23 protein-coding genes are annotated in these 19,717 nt (G+C 72.6%); 16 read left to right on the forward strand and 7 right to left on the reverse strand.

The window, feature by feature from the left end:
• From BU198_RS33280 to BU198_RS44040, 12 genes are all read left to right on the forward strand, one after another.
• Positions 1-1,947: hypothetical protein (locus tag BU198_RS33280; protein WP_188300571.1), on the forward strand; the 1,947-nt coding region annotated here is incomplete at its 5' end.
• Between the two features lie 281 nt (positions 1,948-2,228).
• The gene (locus BU198_RS33285; RefSeq protein WP_188300572.1) at positions 2,229-4,547 is read left to right on the forward strand and encodes a hypothetical protein; all 2,319 of its coding nucleotides are present in this window, start codon (positions 2,229-2,231) and stop codon (positions 4,545-4,547) included.
• Between the two features lie 153 nt (positions 4,548-4,700).
• Positions 4,701-5,129, forward strand: coding sequence for an RNase adapter RapZ (locus BU198_RS33290; RefSeq protein WP_188300573.1), 429 nt, complete (start codon positions 4,701-4,703; stop codon positions 5,127-5,129).
• On the forward strand, positions 5,083-5,451 hold the full coding sequence (locus BU198_RS33295; protein WP_188300574.1) for a hypothetical protein: 369 nt from the start codon (positions 5,083-5,085) through the stop codon (positions 5,449-5,451). The genes BU198_RS33290 and BU198_RS33295 overlap by 47 nt, the downstream gene beginning before the upstream one ends.
• Positions 5,452-5,625: 174 nt before the next feature.
• Positions 5,626-5,997 (forward strand): hypothetical protein, encoded by a 372-nt coding sequence (locus BU198_RS33300; protein WP_188300575.1) that lies wholly within the window; start codon positions 5,626-5,628, stop codon positions 5,995-5,997.
• Between the two features lie 207 nt (positions 5,998-6,204).
• Positions 6,205-6,648, forward strand: coding sequence for a hypothetical protein (locus tag BU198_RS33305; RefSeq protein WP_188300576.1), 444 nt, complete (start codon positions 6,205-6,207; stop codon positions 6,646-6,648).
• A 299-nt stretch (positions 6,649-6,947) separates the two neighbouring features.
• Positions 6,948-7,409 carry an NUDIX domain-containing protein gene (locus BU198_RS33310; protein WP_188300577.1) on the forward strand — a complete coding sequence of 154 codons (462 nt, stop codon included), beginning with the start codon at positions 6,948-6,950 and terminating at the stop codon, positions 7,407-7,409.
• Positions 7,410-7,473: 64 nt separating this feature from the next.
• The gene (locus BU198_RS33315) at positions 7,474-7,650 is read left to right on the forward strand and encodes a hypothetical protein (RefSeq protein WP_188300578.1); all 177 of its coding nucleotides are present in this window, start codon (positions 7,474-7,476) and stop codon (positions 7,648-7,650) included.
• Positions 7,651-7,776: 126 nt separating this feature from the next.
• Positions 7,777-8,289, forward strand: coding sequence for a hypothetical protein (locus BU198_RS33320; RefSeq protein ID WP_188300579.1), 513 nt, complete (start codon positions 7,777-7,779; stop codon positions 8,287-8,289).
• A gap of 85 nt (positions 8,290-8,374) precedes the next feature.
• Positions 8,375-8,776, forward strand: coding sequence for a DUF3307 domain-containing protein (locus BU198_RS33325; RefSeq protein WP_188300580.1), 402 nt, complete (start codon positions 8,375-8,377; stop codon positions 8,774-8,776).
• Entirely contained in the window at positions 8,773-9,270 is a 498-nt protein-coding gene (locus BU198_RS44035; RefSeq protein WP_188300581.1) for a hypothetical protein, read from the forward strand. The genes BU198_RS33325 and BU198_RS44035 overlap by 4 nt, the downstream gene beginning before the upstream one ends.
• Positions 9,267-9,992, forward strand: a complete 726-nt coding sequence (locus tag BU198_RS44040; RefSeq protein WP_188300582.1) for an AAA family ATPase — start codon at positions 9,267-9,269, stop codon at positions 9,990-9,992. The genes BU198_RS44035 and BU198_RS44040 overlap by 4 nt, the downstream gene beginning before the upstream one ends.
• 124 nt (positions 9,993-10,116) lie before the next feature.
• Here the strand turns inward: BU198_RS44040 and BU198_RS33340 are convergent, their stop codons facing one another.
• Both BU198_RS33340 and BU198_RS33345 read right to left on the reverse strand, forming a co-directional pair.
• Positions 10,117-11,124 (reverse strand): ParB/RepB/Spo0J family partition protein, encoded by a 1,008-nt coding sequence (locus BU198_RS33340; protein WP_188300583.1) that lies wholly within the window; start codon positions 11,122-11,124, stop codon positions 10,117-10,119.
• Positions 11,121-12,269, reverse strand: a complete 1,149-nt coding sequence (locus tag BU198_RS33345) for a ParA family protein (RefSeq protein ID WP_188300584.1) — start codon at positions 12,267-12,269, stop codon at positions 11,121-11,123. The genes BU198_RS33340 and BU198_RS33345 overlap by 4 nt, the downstream gene beginning before the upstream one ends.
• Positions 12,270-12,360: 91 nt before the next feature.
• Between BU198_RS33345 and BU198_RS33350 the strand changes: the two genes are divergently transcribed.
• Positions 12,361-12,756, forward strand: coding sequence for a hypothetical protein (locus BU198_RS33350; protein WP_188300585.1), 396 nt, complete (start codon positions 12,361-12,363; stop codon positions 12,754-12,756).
• 237 nt (positions 12,757-12,993) lie between these two features.
• On the opposite strand, the gene BU198_RS33355 is transcribed toward BU198_RS33350, so the two are convergent.
• From BU198_RS33355 to BU198_RS33365, 3 genes are all read right to left on the reverse strand, one after another.
• A complete protein-coding gene (locus tag BU198_RS33355; RefSeq protein WP_188300586.1) occupies positions 12,994-13,401 on the reverse strand; it encodes a hypothetical protein in 408 nt (135 codons plus the stop codon).
• 164 nt (positions 13,402-13,565) lie between these two features.
• Positions 13,566-14,366, reverse strand: a complete 801-nt coding sequence (locus tag BU198_RS33360; RefSeq protein WP_188300587.1) for a hypothetical protein — start codon at positions 14,364-14,366, stop codon at positions 13,566-13,568.
• Positions 14,367-14,396: 30 nt separating this feature from the next.
• Positions 14,397-14,723, reverse strand: coding sequence for a hypothetical protein (locus BU198_RS33365; protein ID WP_188300588.1), 327 nt, complete (start codon positions 14,721-14,723; stop codon positions 14,397-14,399).
• Between the two features lie 776 nt (positions 14,724-15,499).
• Here BU198_RS33365 and BU198_RS33370 point away from each other — a divergent pair.
• On the forward strand, positions 15,500-15,772 hold the full coding sequence (locus BU198_RS33370; protein WP_188300589.1) for a hypothetical protein: 273 nt from the start codon (positions 15,500-15,502) through the stop codon (positions 15,770-15,772).
• Positions 15,773-15,872: 100 nt separating this feature from the next.
• Here BU198_RS33370 and BU198_RS33375 read toward each other — a convergent pair whose 3' ends face one another.
• Positions 15,873-16,187 carry a hypothetical protein gene (locus BU198_RS33375; protein WP_188300590.1) on the reverse strand — a complete coding sequence of 105 codons (315 nt, stop codon included), beginning with the start codon at positions 16,185-16,187 and terminating at the stop codon, positions 15,873-15,875.
• A 207-nt stretch (positions 16,188-16,394) separates the two neighbouring features.
• On the opposite strand from BU198_RS33375, the gene BU198_RS33380 reads away from it, so the two are divergent.
• Positions 16,395-17,084, forward strand: a complete 690-nt coding sequence (locus BU198_RS33380) for an HNH endonuclease family protein (RefSeq protein WP_317620431.1) — start codon at positions 16,395-16,397, stop codon at positions 17,082-17,084.
• Positions 17,085-17,222: 138 nt separating this feature from the next.
• Here BU198_RS33380 and BU198_RS33385 read toward each other — a convergent pair whose 3' ends face one another.
• Positions 17,223-17,456 (reverse strand): hypothetical protein, encoded by a 234-nt coding sequence (locus BU198_RS33385; protein WP_188300591.1) that lies wholly within the window; start codon positions 17,454-17,456, stop codon positions 17,223-17,225.
• A gap of 617 nt (positions 17,457-18,073) precedes the next feature.
• On the opposite strand from BU198_RS33385, the gene BU198_RS42915 reads away from it, so the two are divergent.
• Complete coding sequence (locus tag BU198_RS42915; protein WP_223245304.1) at positions 18,074-19,714, forward strand: restriction endonuclease fold toxin-2 domain-containing protein; 1,641 nt, start codon at positions 18,074-18,076, stop codon at positions 19,712-19,714.
• Positions 19,715-19,717 lie beyond the last annotated feature (3 nt).

Genomic DNA, 19,717 nt, shown 5'->3' on the forward strand with positions numbered 1-19,717 from the left:
CAGGAGGTGGCCGCCGCCGCGGCCGCGGGCGCCGCGGCCCAGGCCCAGGGCGTCACCCCGGCCGCCCACACCGCGGCCAAGCGGGCCGAACTGGCCGCCCGTACCGCCGCCGCCCAGTGGGAGCAGAAGGCCGCCGCCGTGCTGGCTCTCACCTACACCGGGCACGCGCCCGTCACCCCGGGCGAGATCGGCGACCACCGCCGGCACCTGTCCCACCGGCGCCGCGTCCGCCTGGCGCTCACCGTGCTGGGCACCTACGGGATCCCTGCCCTGGTCGGCGGCCTGCCCGCCCTCGCGGCGGAGGGCACGGCCACCGGCGCAATCGTGATCCTGGCCGCCTGGGGCAAGGCGATCCTTCCCCGATGGCGCTCCGGGCGCCGCGTCGAACCCAAGCCCGCCTACCCGCTGCCCGACGACGCCCTGGTGATCGACCCCGCCGACCAGCAGGCCGCCGGCACCCAGGCAACCGGCACCGGCGGCCCCGCTTCGACGGCCCCGCCGGCACCGCCGAGCGGCGACCCGTACCCGATCCGCCAGGCCCAGAGCGTTCAGCAGGCCGGTGAGTGCATCCACCTGGCGCTGCTCGCCGAGGGCCTGGCCATCGGCCAGGTCACCGACGTCACCCAGGAACGATGGGGCTGGAAGGCGACCGCCCACCTGACGAAGGGCAAGCCCGCCGACCTGGTCGCCCGCCGCGACAACCTGGACGTGCTGCTCGGGGTGCGACAGGGCGGAGTGATGCCCCAGCCGCAGAAGGCCGCAGCCGGCTCCGTGGTGCTGCGGATCATCACCGGCGACCCGTTCGACCCGATGCCGCCGCACCCGATCCACGCACCGCGCTCGAACAGCATCCTCAAGCCCATGACGCTCGGCCCCTCGATGGACGGCGAAGCCACCAGGATCACCCTGGCCGGACAGAACGTCCTGGTCATCGCCGACTCCGGCGGCGGCAAGAGCGCGATCGTCCGCAACCTGGTCGACTACATCACCAGCTGCACCGACGCCGTCGCGTGGGACATCGACCCCACCGGGCGCGGCTTCGGCCCGCTGCGCCGCCTGGCCGACCGCCGCGCCTACACCCCGGAGGAGATCGACGCGGCCCTGGACGCCGCGATCGCCATGGCCCGGCACCGGGCCCGCGAGATGGGCGACGACGTCGACAACTGGCAGGTCACCGACGACGCGCCGGCCGGTTTCGTGATCATCGACGAGCACCCGCAGCTGACGAAGACGCAGAAGGCCAAGGTCATCCGGCTGGTGCGGATCGGCCGCAAGGCCCGCTGGACCGTGGTCCTGATCTCCCAGGACGCCACCAGCGAGGTGCTGGGCGACGCCATCGCCGACGCCTTCGGCATCCGGATCATGCTGCCCTGCCGCAAGGCCGACGTCCCCCTCGTCGTCGGCTCCGACACCGCGATCTCCGAGGGCTGGATGCCCCACCTGCTCACCCCCAGCCCCGGCGACTGGGACCCCGCCGACGCCGGGACTTTCTACGCCATCGCCCCCGGCCTGCGCGACCCGGTCCTGCGGCACGCCACCCACATGGACGCCGCAACCGCCACTCTCCGTACACAGGAACGCCTCGCCGCCGGCGTCACGACCGCCCCGGCCGCGCCCGCCGACGACGAGGAGGACGAGGACCTCCCGCAGATCCTGGCGGCGTTCCGGGAGGCGTTCGAGATCGCCGGCGACCCCGACTGGCTGCCCACCGACCAGGTCCTGGACCACCTCGCCACGACCGGACCCCAGTGGCACCAGTGGGACGGCCAGGAGCCCGGGGACCGCCGCCGCGAGGCGGCCAAGAAGATCACCCAGGAGTTCAAGAAGGCCGGCATCGCGGGCCTCAAATCGGTCCGCCGGGCCGACCTGGACAAGAAGAACCCGCCCTCCGGCTACCGCCTCGCGGACATCGAAGCAGCCTGCGATGCCTGCCGGAAAAACACGTAGCGTCACGAAGAGCTGGCGCCCGTTGATCTGTCGCCGATCCGTCGCTGATCCGTCTCCGGGACAGATCAGCGACAGATCGAGGACGGATTGGCGACAGATCAGAAACTGATCCTGACCTGCGGAAACAGGTCAGACAGATCAGATCCTCACACCCCCGGAAACGGCCCTGAACGAGGGTTTCGGGGCCGTTTCCCGCTCTCGGCCGCCGGTCGCGCCGCCGACCCGCGCCGATCCCTCGACCCGCCACTCACCGTCACCATGCGAGACAGGAGCCCGCGGCCATGACCCCGGCCCGCACCACCCCCCGCCGCACCCGAACCCCCGCCAAGAAGACCCCCGCCAAGGCCTCGGTGGAGACGCCGAAGACCCGCCCGGATACCTCGGCCGATGCCCCGCCGGCCGTCCGGACAGAGGTCCCCGAGACCGTCTCGGCGCGGCCGGCCGCCGACCCGGTGCCGGCCGACGCGGCCGGCCGTGCCGCCGACGTCCTGGCCCTCGCCGAGGACCAGGCGCGCGCCGTCCTGGAACGCGCCGCCGAGCAGGCCGGCCGCGAGCTGGCCACCGCCGGGCAGTGGGCGGTGGAGGCCGAGCAGCTGCGCTCGGACGCCGCTGCCGAGGCCGAGGCGGTCACGCAGCGTGCGGAGCGGGAGGTTCGGCGGATCCTCGACCTGGCCACCGACCAGGCCGACCTGATCCGCCAGGCCGCCGCCGAGGACGCCCGGGAGCGGCGCGAGGACGCCGACGCCGACGCGCACGCGGCGGCCGACCGGCTGCTGGAGGAAGCCACCGGCCGGGCCCAGGAGCTGCTGGCCGCCGCCGAGCAGCGCGCCGGCGCCGTCCGCACCCAGGCCGAGCAGGAGGCGGTCCGGATCGTCGCCGCCGGCGAGCAGCGCGCCCAGGCCGCCGCGGCCGGCATCACCGAGGCGGCCGAGGAGCAGGCCGCCAAGCTGCTCGGCGAGGCCGGCCGCGAGGCCGAGCGTACCCGCAGCCGGGCCGCGGCCGACCTCGCCGACGTCCAGGACCAGGTCGACCAGGCCCGTCACCAGCTGGCGCGCACCCGGGAGAACACGGCCGCCGACCGCGCCCAGGGCGAGCAGGAGCTGACCGACGCGCGGGAACTCGCCGCCACCGTGCAGCGCGACGCCGCATCCGCAGCCGACCGCACCCTCACCGAGGCCGCCACGGAGGCCGAGGCGATCCGCACCCGGGCCGCCGCCACCGCCCGCGACATCCTCACCACCGCCGAGACACAGGCCGACCAGCTGCACACCGACGCCGAGGAGCGGGCCGCCCGCCTCACCGAAGCCGCCCTCGCGGAGGCGGACACCGCCCGGGAGGGGGCCGCCACCGCCGCCGACCAGCTGCGCACCGAGGCCGAGGCCGAGGCGGCGGAGCTGCGCGAGGAGGCCGGACGGCAGGCCGCCGAGCTGCGCCGACGCGGGCAGGCCGACGCCCAGGAGCTCCAGGCCGAGGCGCAGCAGCAGATCGAGCAGGCCCGGCAGCAGGTCGGCGAGCAGCTGCGCCAGGCCGGGTCGGTCCGCGGCAAGGCGGAGGCCGACGGCCAGCGCCTGCGCGCCGCCGCCCGCCGGGACGCCGACCAGGTCACCGCGGACGCCCTCGCCGAACTCGCCGAGACGCAGAAGCACCTGGCCGCGCTGCGGGCCGAGCAGGCCGAGCTGGAGGCGCGGCGGGCCCGGAAGGAGCAGCGGTGGTGGCGCCGGACGCTGCGCCGGGCGGTGGCGGGACGGGCTCACCTGGTGCCGTTCCTGCTGACCCGAACCGTGCTCGGGGCCGGCTTGGCGTACACCTCCTACAAGGAGCACCAGCTGGCGGTCACCGCCGGCATGCACACCACGCTGGCGTGGCTGCTGGCGGTGTGTGTGGACGGGTGGGTGGTCGCCGCGACCCGCAGCAAGCTCAAGGTGGAGACGCGGATCGCGCTCGCGGTGATGATGCTGTGCCAGATCGCCGCGATCCTGACCGACCTGCACCTGCTCGGCGTCGAGCTTGATGCTCACGGAGAGTGGAAGATCCAGTGGCAGCTGGCGATCCCGCTCGCCATGGTCGTCCCGATCGCCATCTGGCGCGTGCACGAGATCATCGACCACGCCAAGGGCGCTCACGGCGAGCGCGGCGTGAGCGCTCCGTCCGCCGACGCGCCCACCGGCACCGGCGGCGGCGCTCACAAGGACCCCACCCCGCGCCCGCCGCACGGCGGCCAGCCGTTGCCCACCGCCCACGCCACCCTGCTCCCCGCGCAGAGCGTCTACGTCGAGCGCTCACCTGAGCACGAGATCACCGCAGGTGGCGGGACGAATGGCGCTCACCGCGCACTGCCGAGCGCTCACCCGCAGACCGCCCACGCTCACCCGCCGGTCGCCCTGACCGGGGCCGCGCTCACCTACGCCCGGCGAGCGACCGTCCGCCAGCTCTACACCGCTCTCGACCGCCGCCCGCTCGTCTCCGAGATCCACGCCGCGCTCACCGCCAAGGGTCTGCTCACCGGCGACGAGAAGACCACGCGCTCGACCTGCCAGCGCGTGCGCAGCGACGTGGAGGACGCCGAGCCCGCGCTCAAGACCGCTGTTCGCTCTGCGTAACCGAGCGCCCAACGCGAGCGGCCTCCGGGATGAAGAAGACACCCCGGAGGCCAAGGCACCCGAGGGTGCCGGCGGGCCGGCCTCGCCGCCGACCCGTCCCCATCCTCCCGCACCGCGAACCACCCACCGAACCCGTTCCCGGAAGGCACCGCCATGACCGACGTCCAGATCACCAGCTTCGGCTACCTGCACGGCGCACCGCCCGCCGCGCACCTCACCCTCGACCTGCGCCGGCACTTCCGCGACCCCCACCTCGACCCGGCACTGCGCGAGAAGACCGGCCTGGACCCGGAGGTGACGGACACGGTGCTCAGCACCGACGGCATCGCCTCCCTCATCGACGGCACGCTCACCTGCGTACGTGCCTACGGGGACGGCCCGTCCGCCACCGGCCGCACCATCACCGTCGCCGTCGGCTGCGCCGGCGGAAAGCACAGGGCGTACGTCGTCGCCCACGAACTCGTCCGCCATCTCCTCGCCGAGGGCTACGAGGTCCAGGCCGTCCACCGCGATGCCCACCGGCCGGTCGTCGAACGTGACGCCTCCGGGCGCCACCTCGACGGCGGCACGGACACCTTCTGACCCGGCCACCACCGCACCCGGGGGTGGCCTGCCACGGTGGCCGGCCGCCCCGTCGCGCCCGCTCCCTCCCGGAAGGACCACCGGCCTGTTCGCCGTAGACCGTGACACCCGGATCGCCGTCCAGCGTCGGCTGCTGCACGAGCGCAGCGAGACCCTCGCCAACCTCCCCGAGGGCTCCCGCCCCCACACCCGCCTCCTCGCCGAGTGCGAGGACATCAGCGACGAGATCGCCCGGCTCCGGCGCTGCGTCAACATCCCGCGCTCCGTCGCCCTGGCCGTGCCCGCCCTGATCGCCGTCCTGCTGCTCGCCGCCATCAGCTGACCACCGGACAGACGGGCGGGCTCCTGCCCGCCGGCCCGTCCCCCGGCCCCGCCCACGTCACCGGGTCAGCGCCGCAGCCGCCCGTCACCCGGACCGGTCGAAAGTCACCGATTCCCGGACCGGGCGCCGCGCCACTGCCGAGAATCGCCCGCACCACTCACGAAGGGACCCCCGATGCACCACCTCGTCACCCTGTCCGGCATCGCCGCCGTCGCCCTGGCCCTGTGGGCCGTCCAGCTGACCGTGCTCGCCCTCCACGTCCGCTACGCCGTCCGCCGCGGCATCCGCACCGGCCACGTCGAAGACGGCGAGTTCGCCCTGCTGGTCGCCTGCGCCGTCGTCACGCTGGCCAGCGCCGCCGGGGGAGGAGGCGCCATCGGCGCCAGCCTCCAGGCCCCCCAGTGGGGCTGGGCCCACGCGATCCCCGCGATCGGCACCACGGCCTCCTACCTGCTCCTGGCCTACGCCACCGACTGGGACGCGAAAACCTGGTGGGACAAGCGCAAGAGCGCCCGCACCGCGGAAGCCGCCGAGACCACGGCCTGACAGTCCGCCAGCCGGCCACCGGGCCCCTGCTCCACCAGGAGCAGGGGCCCTTTGCTTGCCCACATCAGCCCGGCACCGGCCTCGCCCCCGGCCCGAACCGCCCGCCCGGCACCCGGCCCGGCGGGCGGCGCGCATCCGGGGACAGGGACCGGCCGCCCAGGCGACACCCCGCGACCCCGGCCGCCACGGCCGCCTGAGGAGACCGCTATGACCGCCCAGCCCGTGCCCCTCGACCTTGTCGCCATCCAGGCCCGCTGCGACGCCGCCACCCCCGGCCCCTGGTGGGCCGACGACACCGAGATCTACGTCGGAACCCCCGACGACTGCAACCCCGACCCCACCTGGATCGGCGAGGCCTGCAACCCCGACACCGTCGACCACGGCCTCACCAACGCCCAGTTCCTCGCGCACGCCCGCACCGACGTTTCCCAGCTGTTCGCCCGGGTCCGGGACTTGGAGGTTGAGCTCGCCACCGCCAAGGCCGCCGGCTACCGCCAGGCCGCCGACCACGTCGCCGAGATGATCCAGACCCACGGCCCGGACTTCGACCAGCAGATGATCCTCGTCTTCCTCCAGAACGGCGCGAGCCTCCGCGAGCGCTTCGCCGCCGCGCAGCAGGCCGCCCCCAGCAGCCCCACGCAGCCCGCCTGAGCGCCTCTCAGCCGCGCACCGGACCCGCTGCTCGCGCGCTGACCGGCCGACCGGCCTCGCCGCCGGCCCGTACTGCCCGCCCGGCACCGGCCTGACCCGCCACCGAGCGGTCCGCCGCCGCTGGCCCCGGACCCCGACCGCACCCAGCGGCCGGCACCGCCGGGACCGGCGCGGCTGCCCGGTCACCCCGACCCCGCAGACCCGACACCAGCAAGGAGCAACGATCCAGGGCACCGACCCCCTGGCCAACCGCCCGCCGGCACCCGCCCGGCGGGACTCACCACACGAGAGAGATCGAGATGACCGACCAGACGACCGACGAGACGACTTCCGAGTCCATCCGTTACACCGCCGACGTGGTCGCCCTCACGCCGGACGGCCGTGTGCTGCTGATCGAGCGCGGCTGGCCCCCGTACGAGGGCGCCTGGGCGCTGCCCGGCGGCCACCAGGACCCGGGTGAGACGGGCCGCCAGGCGGCCGCCCGGGAGCTGGTCGAGGAGACCGGCGTGCGGGTGGACGCCGCGGACCTGGCCGAGGTCGGCGTCTGGGACACCCCCGGCCGCGACCCCCGCGGCCGGTACGTCACCACCGTCTACCGCGTCGTCGTCCCGGACGGCACTCCGATCGCCGCCGGGGACGACGCCCGCACCGCCCGCTGGTGGCCGGCCGACGCCCTCCCGGACCGGCTGGCGTTCGACCACGCCGACGTGGTCGCCACGGCCCTGCACGGAGGACCGCGCGACGCCGCCCCCCACGCCTGACCCCACGCCGCCTTCCCGGCCGGGCCCGCCCGGGCCCGGCCAACCACCAGAAGAGGAAACCGAGATGAGCGACCAGCAGAACACCACCGAGACGGCCACCCAGACGACCGACAACAGCATCAGCGGCACCGTGACCGGCGGAACCGTCGTCCAGGCCGGGAACATCACCGCCTCGAACTCCAACATCAACATCGGCGGCACCATCGTCGGCGGCCAGAGCATCGTCAACAACCGCAGCTGACGCCCCGGCGGCCGGCCTCGTCCCCGGCCCGCGCCGCCCGCCCCGCACACCAGCGTGGCGGGCGGCGCGCATCCGGGGGCGGGGCCGGCCGCCCGGCCGGGCACCATCCCTCACCCAGGAGACCCCTTGACCGTCATCCCCCTCAATCCCGCCAGCCCGGCCTCGCACGCCGTGGGCATCGACTTCGACCTCACTCTGGTCGAGCACCGAAACGGCTGGCAGGACGGACGCATCTACGGCAACCCGATCCCCGGCGCCCTCGACGCCCTGCGCGAGCTGATGCGGCGCCGCGCCGTTTTCTGCGTCACCGCTCGCCACCGCCGATACCACCCCGACGTGGCGGCCTGGTTTGTCAGCCACGGTTTCGACGCCATCGTCGACGACGACCCCGACCGCGCCTACTGGCTCGGTGACGGCGACCGGCTGCTCGTCACCAACAAGAAACTCGGCGCCGCGCTCTACATCGACGACCGCGCGTTGACCTTCGACGGAGACTGGAACGCCGCCCTCCCCGAGGCGCTGCGCCGCATCGGCGAGTGCCATGGTCCGGTGGTGGGGCCCGCCGATCCCGTCCCCGCCGCTGGCCGCCTCGGCCTCTGGCGCATCGACCCCGGCCAGCACGCGCCCACGCGCCTCTAGCCGGCGCGGGGCGGCCGTCTCGTCGCCAAACTCGCGGCCGCCCCGCACCTACCCCACCCGCCATCACCTGACCGAAGGGCATCCCATGCTCGCAGACCCGTTCGTCATCCTGCTCGCCGGGCACTACGCCGGCGACTACCTCCTCCAGACCGACTGGATTTCCGGACACAAGGCCGAGAGGTCCGTCACGGGCTGGCTCGCCAACAGCGCGCACGTCGCCTGCCACGTCGCCGTGACGCTCGCCCTGCTGCTCGTCACCCGGGCCGCGACCGGCCTCGACTACTCGGCCGCCGGCGCCGTCGCCGCGCTCGCCTGGATCGGCTTCTCGCACGGCCTCATCGACCGCCGCTGGCCCGTCGAGCGCTGGATGAGGGCCACCGGCAGCACCGGCTACCTCGAAAGTGGCCGGGGCGCCCCGATGGTCGACCAGGCCCTCCACGTCGTTGTGGGCCTCTTCCCGGCCGCCCTGCTGCTCGCCGCCCTGTGACCGGCGAACACCGCGCGAGCCCGGCTCCGGTCCTGACCGACCCGGGCGGCCTGTTCGCCGCGCTGCGCACCCTCGCGCTCCCGACCGGCCACTGGGTGGTGTGCGGGTCCGCCCCGCTCTACGCCCGCGGCCTGCGCCCCGCGCTGCGCGACCTGGACGTCCTGGCCCGCGGCCCCGCCTGGCACCGCGCGTTGCTCCTCGCCCCGCCGGCGCCCGCCGCCTCCGGCCACGGCCTGGTGGTCCGCCACCCCGCAGCCGCAATCGACGTGTTCGACGCCTGGCCCCACCTCGACCCCGCGGCCGCGATCGACCACGCGGATCTGATCGACGGCATCCCGCTGCTGCGCCTGGGCGACACCGTCGCCTGGAAGACCACCGTCGGCCGCCCGCAGGACCTGGCGGACGTCGCCGCCGTCCACCGGCTCTACGGCCGGTGGAGCGCCCGGCCCCTCATCCACCTCATCCACCGCACCGACCGACCGGAGGAACCGTGACCACCGATGCGACCGCCCGTACCCTGGCCGCGCTGGGCCTGCCCGACCCGTGCCTGATCGTCCTCATCGGCGCCCCCGGCACCGGCAAGACCACCCTCACCGCCGCCTTCGACGCGGACGACGTGCTCAGCGCCGACCAGCTGCGCGGCCTGGCCTGCGGCGACCGGGGCAGCCAGGCCGCCACCGGGATCGCCTGGCAGATCCTCCACACCCTGCTGGACCACCGCACGGCCCGGGACCGGCGAACCGTGGTGGACGCCACCAACGCGACCGCCGGCCACCGCGCCCTGCTCCTCGCCCCGGCCCGCCGCTGCGGCATCCCCGCCTACGCGCTCGTCGTCGACGCGCCGCTGGGGACCGCCCTGGCCCGCAACGCCTCGCGCACCGGCACCGGCCGGGTGCCCGACGACGTCGTCCGCGCCATGCACGAGCAGATCACCGCAGACCTCCCCACCCTGACGGGCGAAGGCTTCACCGGCGTCCTGTACGCCTCCCGCCTCACACTGCCCGCCACCACGGACCCGGCCAGCGGCGGCCTCGGGGCAGGGGACCGGGGCGCGGTCACCGGGGGCCAGCGCGGCCTCAGGGAGAGCGGACCGGTCCCCGCCATCCGCCCCGACGCCACCATGAACGTGGCCGGGCTGCCCAGCACCCCGGACGACGACCTGCGGAGCGACCCCGTCTACGAGACCACCCAGCTGCGCCCAACTCCGGCGGGCTGACCCCCGCCCCCGACTCCACGGCGCGGGTCCCTGCTGGCGCCACTCTCATCACCGCCGCCTGAACCTTGTTACAACGAAGGCCCGCACCCCAGCACTGGGGTGCGGGCCTTTTGGCGTTTCCGTACTAGGACGTGCTCGTCTGCACCGGCTCCAGGTCGTCGAGCAGGAGGCCTGCGAGGGCGATCCGCTGATCGACTGGCATGTGCTCCCGAAGCAGCCGGTAGACCGACGTCGGATCGTCCCACGCGACACTCTGCGTAGCAGTGGGCTGGGCCACCGCTTCTGCCGGACCGTTAACGGCGTTAACGGTGGAGGGCTCTGCCTCCCCTGCCCCGTTCCCCGTCGCACAGGTATTAACGGCGTTAACGGTCGGGGCCGGTTCCCGCTTCGCAAGTTCCCGGCGGGGAGCCCTTTGCCGAGGAGTGTTAACGGCGTTAATAGCCTCAGCTGCTGCCGATGCCTGCTGCTCTTTGGGCATCCGGCCGATGCGGCGGGCCGGTTCTACCTTCAGCTCTCCGGTCTCCACCTTCTCCTGCAGGTCGGGAGTGAGCTCCAGGAGCGCGAGGCGCTGGGAGACCCAGGCGGGGGTCTTACCCAGGCGTTTCGCTACCTGCCCTTGCGAGCCGTGGACCGTCACGAGCTCCTGGATGGCTTTTGCCTGGTCCAGTGGGGGGACGTCCACCCGGTGCACGTTGGCGATCAGCGCACTTTCCAGCAGGTCCGCCGCGCTGGCTGCGAGGTCGTCGTTGACGTCGATCCGGAGTTCCGCGAGCTCCGCGAGTTGCGCCGCGGCCAAGCGGCGGTTGCCGTCGATGACGACGTACTCGGCTTCACCCAGCTTCTCGTCGAGCCCCGGGTACACGGCGAGGAACGCGGCACGGCGGACCACGGCGACGGGCTGGATCTGCTTCAGCCGCAGTGACTCGGCAGTCTCCTCAAGTTCGGTGAGTTCGTCGCGCGGGTTGAACGGGTTGAAGGCGAGCAGCTTCAGCTCGACCGACGTAGGGGGACGTCGGCCCTCGCCGTTCATGATCTGTTGGCGTGTCCGGACCCGGCGGGGGCCCGGGGCGTCGTCCTGGCCGCTGTCGCCGATGCTGAATCCGCGCGTGACCCGCTGGGCAGGGGGAGTCATACCGCAAGCTCCTTCGCCAAGTCGCGCATGACCTGCGCGTGTTCGCTGTCCGGCGCGTACTCCAACAGCGGGATCTCGCCGTCCGCAGCCTCGCGGCCTTCCTTCAGGTCACCGATGACGGCCAGGACCGCAGGCGAGGTGCTCTTCTCCCACTGGTCCTTGTTCTCCTTCACGAGCTTGCCGCGGCGGCTGTCGTAGGCGTTGATGATCAGTCCGAGATAGTCGACCTGGATGCGGCCCTTGCGGCACAGGTCGTCCATCTGGGACTTGAGCAGACGGAACGCACGGTGGGAGGCCTTGTTCGCCCAGACCGGGGTGATGACGCCGGACCGGTCGGCGAGCTCGCCTTCGCGGCGGCGCACGTAGTAGAGCGCGGTGTCCATGTTGAGTCCGAGGCTGGGCGGCCCGTCGATGATGATGACGTCGTAGTCCGCTTCCAGCGGCTCCAGGGCCCGTTCCAGCGCGGCCTCACTGAAGCTGACCTTCGAGAGGGCGACATCGCGCAGGAACGCGTCATCCGCCGCGGGCAGCAGGTGCAGCCGCTCGCCGAAGCGGGCACCGTCGATGGCCACCAGCAGCTCGCGGACGTCGCCCTTGGCGGTACCGTCCATGTGCATCATCAGCGTCTCGACGTCGTCCTCATACATGAGCTCCTCGAAGCCGAGCTCGGCGGTGAGGTGGCCCTGCGGGTCGTAGTCGACCAGGAGGACTCGGCGGCCGGCCTCAGCCAGCGCCTGGGCGATGCCGGAGGAGATGAAGGTCTTGCCCACCCCGCCCTTCTGGTTCGCCACTATGACGCGAACGACGGGCTGAGCGACCAGCGGTGAGGACGGCGACGGGTGCTTCTTCAGCCACAGCGTCAGCGCCTGGGCCAGCCCCTGCACGTAGGTGATCTCGCGGTCATTGCACGCGCCCTTGAACCGATCGGCCTCGCCGACAGGCAGGAACGTCCCCCAGGTCTTCGCGCCGTCGGTGTTCACCGCCGGGAGATCCGAGGCCTCGTACCAATCGCGGATCGCGTACTCAGCCGCGTCCTGAATATCCAACCCATGCTCAAATGCGCGGATTTTCAGTTGGCGTCTCAGCTGCGGAGGGAGAGAGGTGATTAGCTTCTCTCGTTTCAAACTGGCCGTAGGGCTGCTCATGAGACTAAACATTACTAGGTCGCTTCGTCAGCGCGGCGGCACCACCCCGGAGCGCCCAAACGTCCGCCGCCGGCAGCCGGCGTTGCGGGTGATGCTGCGGGGGGAGGCCTACCCGGACCCCTATCTGGAGCTGCTGCGCGTCGGAGTGGAGCACCGGGAGGTCACCGAGGCCGTCGTCGTGACGCTGGCGGTCGACGGGGCGCTCGTCACGGGGACCGTGATCCCGGCCGGGACGTGGGAGGACCTGTACTTCCGTCAGGTCGCGGAGGCTGACTACTACGGGATGCGGAAGGTCGTGCGGGAGGTGTTCGGGCACCTGGACCAGGCCGTCGAGGACGGGCGCCGTCGCCGCGGGGCCGACCCGCGCTTCCTGCACCTGAAGGACGTCACCGTCCGCTCCGGCCGGACCGCCCGCAAGCTGCCGGCCTGGCGTGGGCCGCTCGCGGCGGTCAGCGGCTGGAGCCTGGGCGGGCCGGATGAGCGCTGAGGGCTCGTCGGCCGCGCACCAGCAGGAAAGAGGCGCTGCACAGAGCACTGCCGGGTGTCGCCGTCAGCTGCGGTGGCCGAAGGCCGGCGGCGCCTCGGGCATCTGGTGACCGGTCAGGTGGATGGTGGGCGGGTACGCCGGCCGGGGCGGTGAGGCTCCTGGCGGCGCCGCGGAACCACCAGGGGCGGTGGGTCGGTGCAGGAGCGACTGGGCGCGGGTGCCGGCCGGGGGCGAGGCTCAGCCCTGGGGGAGCCATGCCCGGCCGGGGGGCGTCCGGGGGCCGCGCCAGTTCGGGAGGCTGTACCGGGTGACCAGAGTCCAGGCGGTGCTGGTGGCGTCTTCGACCCAGGCGTAGCCGGCGGCCGGGATGCCGTGGGCGCCGGTGAGGTGCTTGGCGATCCGTTCCTCGGGGATGTGGCCGTTGCCGCGGCCGAGGTACTTCAGGACGTATACCGCGAGGTAGTCCACATCCTTCGGGTAGGCCCGGCCGCCGAGGACCGCGCGGAGTCGGTGGCCGATCTTCGAGGCGATGCTGAAGTCTCCGTCGCCCCAGAAGGCGGTGTCCTCTGGATCCGGCAGCATGTCGATCAGGTCGACCAGGTGGGCAAGGTCGGCATCGTCGGTCGTGGTGATGACGTCGGGCATGCGGGTTCCCCTCCGAAGTGGCGGCCTTTCGTCGGCCGGCCATGGTGCAGTTCTTTTCCAATCGGCGGACGTGGAATCCCGCACAGCTGTTCTGCAGGGCCATCGGGTGCGGTGGTGGGTTTCGGCCCCGCCGTACCGCGGTCCCGGCCCACTCCACGGTCTTGTCAGTCCCCGGGCTGTGTCAGCTCTGACCTTTCGGTCAGGAACAGGCTGAGAAGTGCAGGGTTCAGTGCTGAATGGCCGTGCCTCTTGACCTCCTGGGATATCAGGTTCGAGGCCGTGAGCCCGATAGCGGAATTCCGGATCCGCGCGTCGGTCCGGCCGAGGCTGTCGATGGCCTGGGCGAACAGGAGCGCATCGTGTGTAAGGCGTCGGACCCGCAGAGGATCGCCGCAGCGGTCCCACGCGTCCCCCCATACCGCGGCGTCCGTGTACGGGAGGTCGAGTGCCTCGACCAGCGCGATGACCTCGGCCTTGCCAGGCGTCCGCTCGCCTTTCAGGGTGCGTTCAAGCGTGCTGTGCGGCAGGACGTTGAAGCCGGAGCGCTTCTCCAGCTCGCGAGGCGACGGCGAGCCCGCCTCGAACAGCAGCCACTTGATACTCCGGCGCAGCTCGGCGAAGTCGGCGATGAGCTCCGGCTTGAGCATGTTCCGCCGGGGGAGGTATGCCCGGCTCCCCTGGCGTGCGTACCAGTCGTCGGGTTTGTACCAGTCCGGCCTGCGGTCGGACCTGGCCCGGAGCCAACAGAACTGCAGGGCGCTGATGTCGGCCCGGGATGCGTGACAGGCCGCTGCGATTGCGAGGATGACGGAGAAGGCGGGGAGCGACTTCTCCGTCATCACGCGGCGGACGGCTCCGATGTTCAGTCCTGCCGCGTCCGCGATGGCCTGGAACGTCGTGAGGCCGTTCGACTTACACAGGTCATCAAGGAGGACGGCAAGGCTGTGCTGCCAAAGGGGGCTCATCGGGGGGTGTGTTCGCAGGCGTCCCACCGGTCACCGCCAGGTGATCTTGGGGATCCGGCGTGCGAGTACGGCCACGACGATGGCGCCCACCCCGGCGAACAGGCCGAGGATGACCATGATCTGCTGCCCGGCGACCAGCAGGACCGCGCCGACGACGAGGAAGGAGACCACGACGACGGCCTCAGCGGTGCTCATCGGTTGGCGGGAAACGAATTCCGTGCTGCCGGCCGGGCCTTCGCCCAGCACGGCGCTGTCAGCGTGCTGGAGCGAGGAGGCCCGCGGGGAGGTGTCGACATCGGCGGAGGGGGCGCCTGCGAGGCCGCGCACCGTGTCGAGGTCTTGGTGGTCTGTGGTCACCGGTGCCTATTCTGAGTTTGACGGCCTGTCCGGTACGTGTCGGACAAGGGACGGCTCCGCGCGACCCAGGAACGGGTCGCCGCGGGTACGACGCGAAGTCGGGCCGACACCTTGTGCCGTCCGGCTTCGTGCCCGCCCGTAGCTGGCTGCTGCGAGCGGGTGGACTCCAACTACGTGTGCGCGTCGAGAGTCGAGCCCGCCTTGCCGGGCGGGCTCATGCGCATGGCCCCCAGGATCCCAAGGGCAACCCCTTCGGCCCAACCGCAAGACTGTTTATTTGCACAAATAACGCCGCACCTGCCCCAACAACGCGATGCATGCGCGGTGAAAGGAAATTGAGCAGGCCTGGATAGAGAGGCAGTACCCCCTGGCGGTGCATTGGATTCGATGGTTCGAAGCCGTCATCGAAGATGAATCTGCAGGTTAGGTTTGACGGGGTTGACCCGATTCGACTTGCCGTCACCGATCCGGCTTGCAAGCCTGATTGCACTCTGAGGCGGTGGACTCCAACCACGGATCAGGTCCCGGCGCATCAGGTGTTGCCGCACCTGCGCCCTGTAGGCCGGAGCGGAATCGAAGCCGCTCCGGCCCTCCCCACTTCGGCGCGATGCCGACTGGACCACCGAAATCCTCCGTGACGAGACCCGGAGACCGGGTCCCGTCACCGCCGACCACGACGAACCACGACGGATACAGGGCACGGTCCGGGTTGACGGTGACCCGGGCATCCCGGAACGGCCTGCGCGCTGTCGGTGCGGACTGGGAAGCTGGGCGGCATGGACGACGAGGCACTGCTGCGGGGCCGGGTGTACGGAGCCGACCACGACGACCCCGACCCCGGCCCGCAGCCGGGGCACGCGTACCGCGAACTCGTCGGAGGCCCGCTCGACGGCCTCCTCCTGGACGTCACCGGGTGGGATGCCGGACAGCTCGCCGACGGCGCCGCGCTGACCACCGAGATCGGCCGGTACGGCGCCGGCGGCCGCGCCCACTACGAACCCCGCCGCGGCGACCCGTCCCGCTGGGACTGGGCCGGCGACACCCCCTAGCCCCTCGGGACGGCCGCCCGGGCGCCGGTGTTCAGCGCGGAGCCGTGCGTCAGCACCCCCTGCCGGGAGCGCCGACGGCAGACGGGGCCGCGACCGGGAACTATGCGGTGCCCTCCTGGACCGCTCCATCGACGTGTTGGAGCTGCGTGCGGGCCGCGACCCGGTCCCCGACGGGAACCTCCGCCCAGAACGGGTGCCCGGTGACCGCCAGCGCGGCCCGGCGCTCGCTCTCCTCCAGCCGGGAGGCCTCGGCCCGCTGCTCCTCGTCGACTCCCCGGGACACGGCCGCCATGTCGCCACCCCACTGCGGCAGGCTGGCCAGGAACGCGCTGCGCTCGGCGCGGGCGGCCACCAGGGCGCGCTGTGCTTCGCGGAGGTCCGCCGGGAAATCGAACGCCTTCTGTTGTTTGCCCACGTGGGGACCGTATGCGTGCGCGACCGACTGTCGGAGGCGGGCGCACCGCGGCCTGCCGAGCGGCCCGGGGGTGGTCAGGGGCGGCGGCGTTTCGCCCGTTGCCCCTGACCTTCGTTCAGGTGGTCGGCCGACCCGGCCGGTGACCTGCTGCGGTGCCGGGAAGTTCTCCAGCAGACCTTCGTCGTCGAGCTGATCCTGGAGAACCCGGTGCGTCTTCGCCCCGCGCTCGTGGCCGTCCTGGCTGTCACCACTGTCCTGCTGCCGGCTGTCCCCGTCCACGCTGCCGTCCGCAGCGCACCGGTGTTGCACCGGGTGGTGGGGGAGGCGGTGTCGGCGCCGTTGTCGGAGGCGATCGCCTCGCTGCCGGTAGCGGAGGAGAGCAGGGAGGGGTACGAGCGCACCAAGTTCCGGCACTGGGTCGACGCGGACAGGAACGGCTGCAACACGAGGGCGGAGGTGCTGATCGCGGAGGCCGTGGAGGCGCCGGCTGTCGGCCCGAAGTGTGCGCTGCTCGGAGGGACGTGGCGGTCGCCGTACGACGACCTGGTGGTCGACGATGCCCGGCAACTGGATGTGGACCACGTCGTGCCGTTGGCCGAGGCCTGGGACAGTGGGGCATCGGCGTGGAGCGCGGGTGAGCGGGAGGCTTACGCGAACGACCTGGGCGACGCCCGGTCTCTGGTCGCGGTGTCGGCGCGCAGCAACCGGTCGAAGGCGGACAAGGACATCGCGGAGTGGCTGCCGCCGCTGGACTCCTACCGCTGTACCTACCTCAGGGACTGGACGGCGGTGAAGACCCGTTGGGGTCTCGCTGTCGACGCCGGGGAGCGGGAGGCGATGGGGCGGCTGGCGGAGGGCTGCCCGGACGAGACGCTGACCGTGGTCCTGGCCCGCTGACGCCGGCCTCCTCGCCATGTGGTGCCCGCCGCCAGCCGTCCCCGGTCGAGGAAGCGGGCGCCTCGGTACGGGAAGCGGACGGCAGGCTTGCCGTGGGCCGGCGCTCTCCCGCGGCGGAGGGGCCGGCCCGGTGGCTCGTCAGCGCCAGGTCACCTCGACGTGCTGGGCGAGGAAGCCCAGCGCGGTGATGAGCAGGGAGGAGCCGGCGGAGGCCAGGACCGCGCCGCTCATCCGGCTCGGGTCGAGCCAGGCCGGCCGCGGCCGCTGTGGCCCGGCCGCCCGTCGGGTGCGGTTCCGGGCCGGGGCGGCCGGCGTGCCGGGCGGTGTGGTGCGTGCGGTGGTTCGTCGTCGTGCCGGCGTGCGTTCGTTCATGACGGTTCCCCCTCAGGGCATCGGCTGGTGGGCGCGGACGCGGTCCGCGGAGTCGGACGGTAGGGCGCTGAGAGTGCCGATCAAGGGGGTGCGGGCGGCGACTGCGGAGGGCGGGACTCGGCCAGGCCGGCGCGCAGTACATGGCTGGCCGGGCGGATCAACGCCTTCCTGATGTGGGAAGACGAGCCTTGCCGCCGGGCGGGCCGGGTGGCGGGGATCGCTGGTCCGGCAGGCCTGCGCGGTGCCGGAGCGGCGAAGAGGAGACGGTCGGCTATGGCCGGGGCTGTCCGGCCCGGCCGAGTCGGGCAAGGGCGGGGTGGCACTGTGGGCACGGTGGGTCCTGTGGGCTCGGGGCCGGCGGAGTCGTCGGCGGGACGAGGACACCGTGCCCGACGACGGCGCCGGGCGGTGTCCGGCACCGGATTCCTGTGGATAACTCCGGCCGCGGTATTTCCTCAACAGAGATACTGGGTGCCTGTTTGCCCACCGGGATCGAGCCGATGACAGCCCAAGAGCTGATGCAGGACCCGGTCGTCCGCAGGGCCGGCAGGCCGTGCCGCCCGTCGGTGACGAGCCGTTGTACAACACGGGCCCGCTGCCATAGCCGCACTCCTAGCATGGAGGCGATGCTGTGCGGGGGAGTGAGGGTGGGGATGGACGGCGGCTACAAGGTCGACGTGAGCGCGCTGGTCAACGGGTCGTGGCAGATGCACCAGGTCTCCGAGGACCTGCTGAACATCGTGACGCTGCTGGCGAGGGAGCTGTCCGCGGCCGGCGGCATGATCGGGGACGACGAGGCGGGACGGATCTTCGCGTCGGTGTACAAGCCGACGGCGAAGACCACGCTGAACCAGATGGCGAACGCCTGTCACTTCATGGGGCAGGCCTCGCAGACGCTGCTCGCGAACGCGAACAACTACCTGGCGGCCGAGGACGCGGTGGCCAAGCAGCTGCTGGGCGCGAACGCGGACCCGGGCGGCGATGCCGGGGCCGGCCTGGCCCAGCCGTGGACGGCCGCCGGGCAGTGCGCGCCCGACCCCCGGGGGATTGGCGAGAGCCTGCCGGAGGCGCTCGGCAAGACCAGCGGCGTCGACCGGTGGGTGTGGGGGGACCGCTTCCGCGGGGACCCGGACAAACTGAGGAAGGTCGCCGGGAGCTGGCATGCCGCCCACCGGCTCACCGCACAGGTCCTTCAAGGCGCGCAGGACGCCTGGCGTACCGTCGACGCGGTCCACGAAGGCCAGACAGCCACGGCGATCGCGTCGTTCTTCACGGCGTTCGTCGGCCGGCAGGACTACCCGGCGAAGCCGGACAGCGCGTCCACGCTGCTGGCGAACCTGGCGTCGGCCTGCCGGCAGCTCGGCGACGCCTGCGACCGGTACGCCAAGCACATCGACGACTCCGCGAGCTTCTTCAACAACTGGTTCGTCGCGCCCTGGGACGACCCCGTTCTCGGCGGCGAGGGCGATGACGGCGGCCTGAAGTCCAAGCTCCTCGGCGACACACAGATCCTCTCGCTCGCCAGCACACCGCACGCGCTCGACGACACCCAGAGCCGGGTGCCGGTCCCACCGGGACCGCCCCCACCGCCGAAGCCCTCCGGTCCTGGATTCCCCTGGATCCTGCCCATCCCCGCGCCGCTCCCCCTGCCGCTGCCACTGGTTCCCGCGGTCTACACCCCGGTCAACCCGGGCGTGCAGATCCGCACCCCGGTCGCGCCCCCGACCCCGCCGATGCCCGGCTACCCGCCCCTGACACCCACCGAGCTGGCCACGTTCCGGCAGTGGAAGTCGGGCCTGACCACCGGCGGCTTCTCCGGCGGCACAGAGGCCGACAAGCGCTACCAATGGGACGTCGCCGGCTACCCCGAGTTCCAGCTCCCCCTCGTGCCGCTGAAACCGGGCAGGGAGCCGTACATCATGGCGGACGGCCTCCGGGACACCGACGGCATGATCGTCGAAGCCAAGTACGTCCGCGACCCCGCCAAGTGCTACCGCACCCTCGACGAACTCGAGAAGAGCCAGAACGGAGAGAAGGGCGCCAAGCCCAAGTTCCTGTTCAAGGACGACGAAGAGGAACTCCAGAAGTACGCGGTCGCCATGAACGACCCCCGCAACCAGCAGGTCCGCGGCATGGAGATCGTCACCAACGACCCCAACACCGTGCCCTACTGGCGCACCATGATGGCCCTCAACGGCACCAAGGGCTACGCCCGCTACATCCCGCCCGGCCCCCTCACCGCACCCACCATCTCCTAGGAC

It is taken from the genome of Streptomyces sp. CBMA156, assembly GCF_014596515.1.
In the GTDB taxonomy this organism is placed as follows: domain Bacteria; phylum Actinomycetota; class Actinomycetes; order Streptomycetales; family Streptomycetaceae; genus Kitasatospora.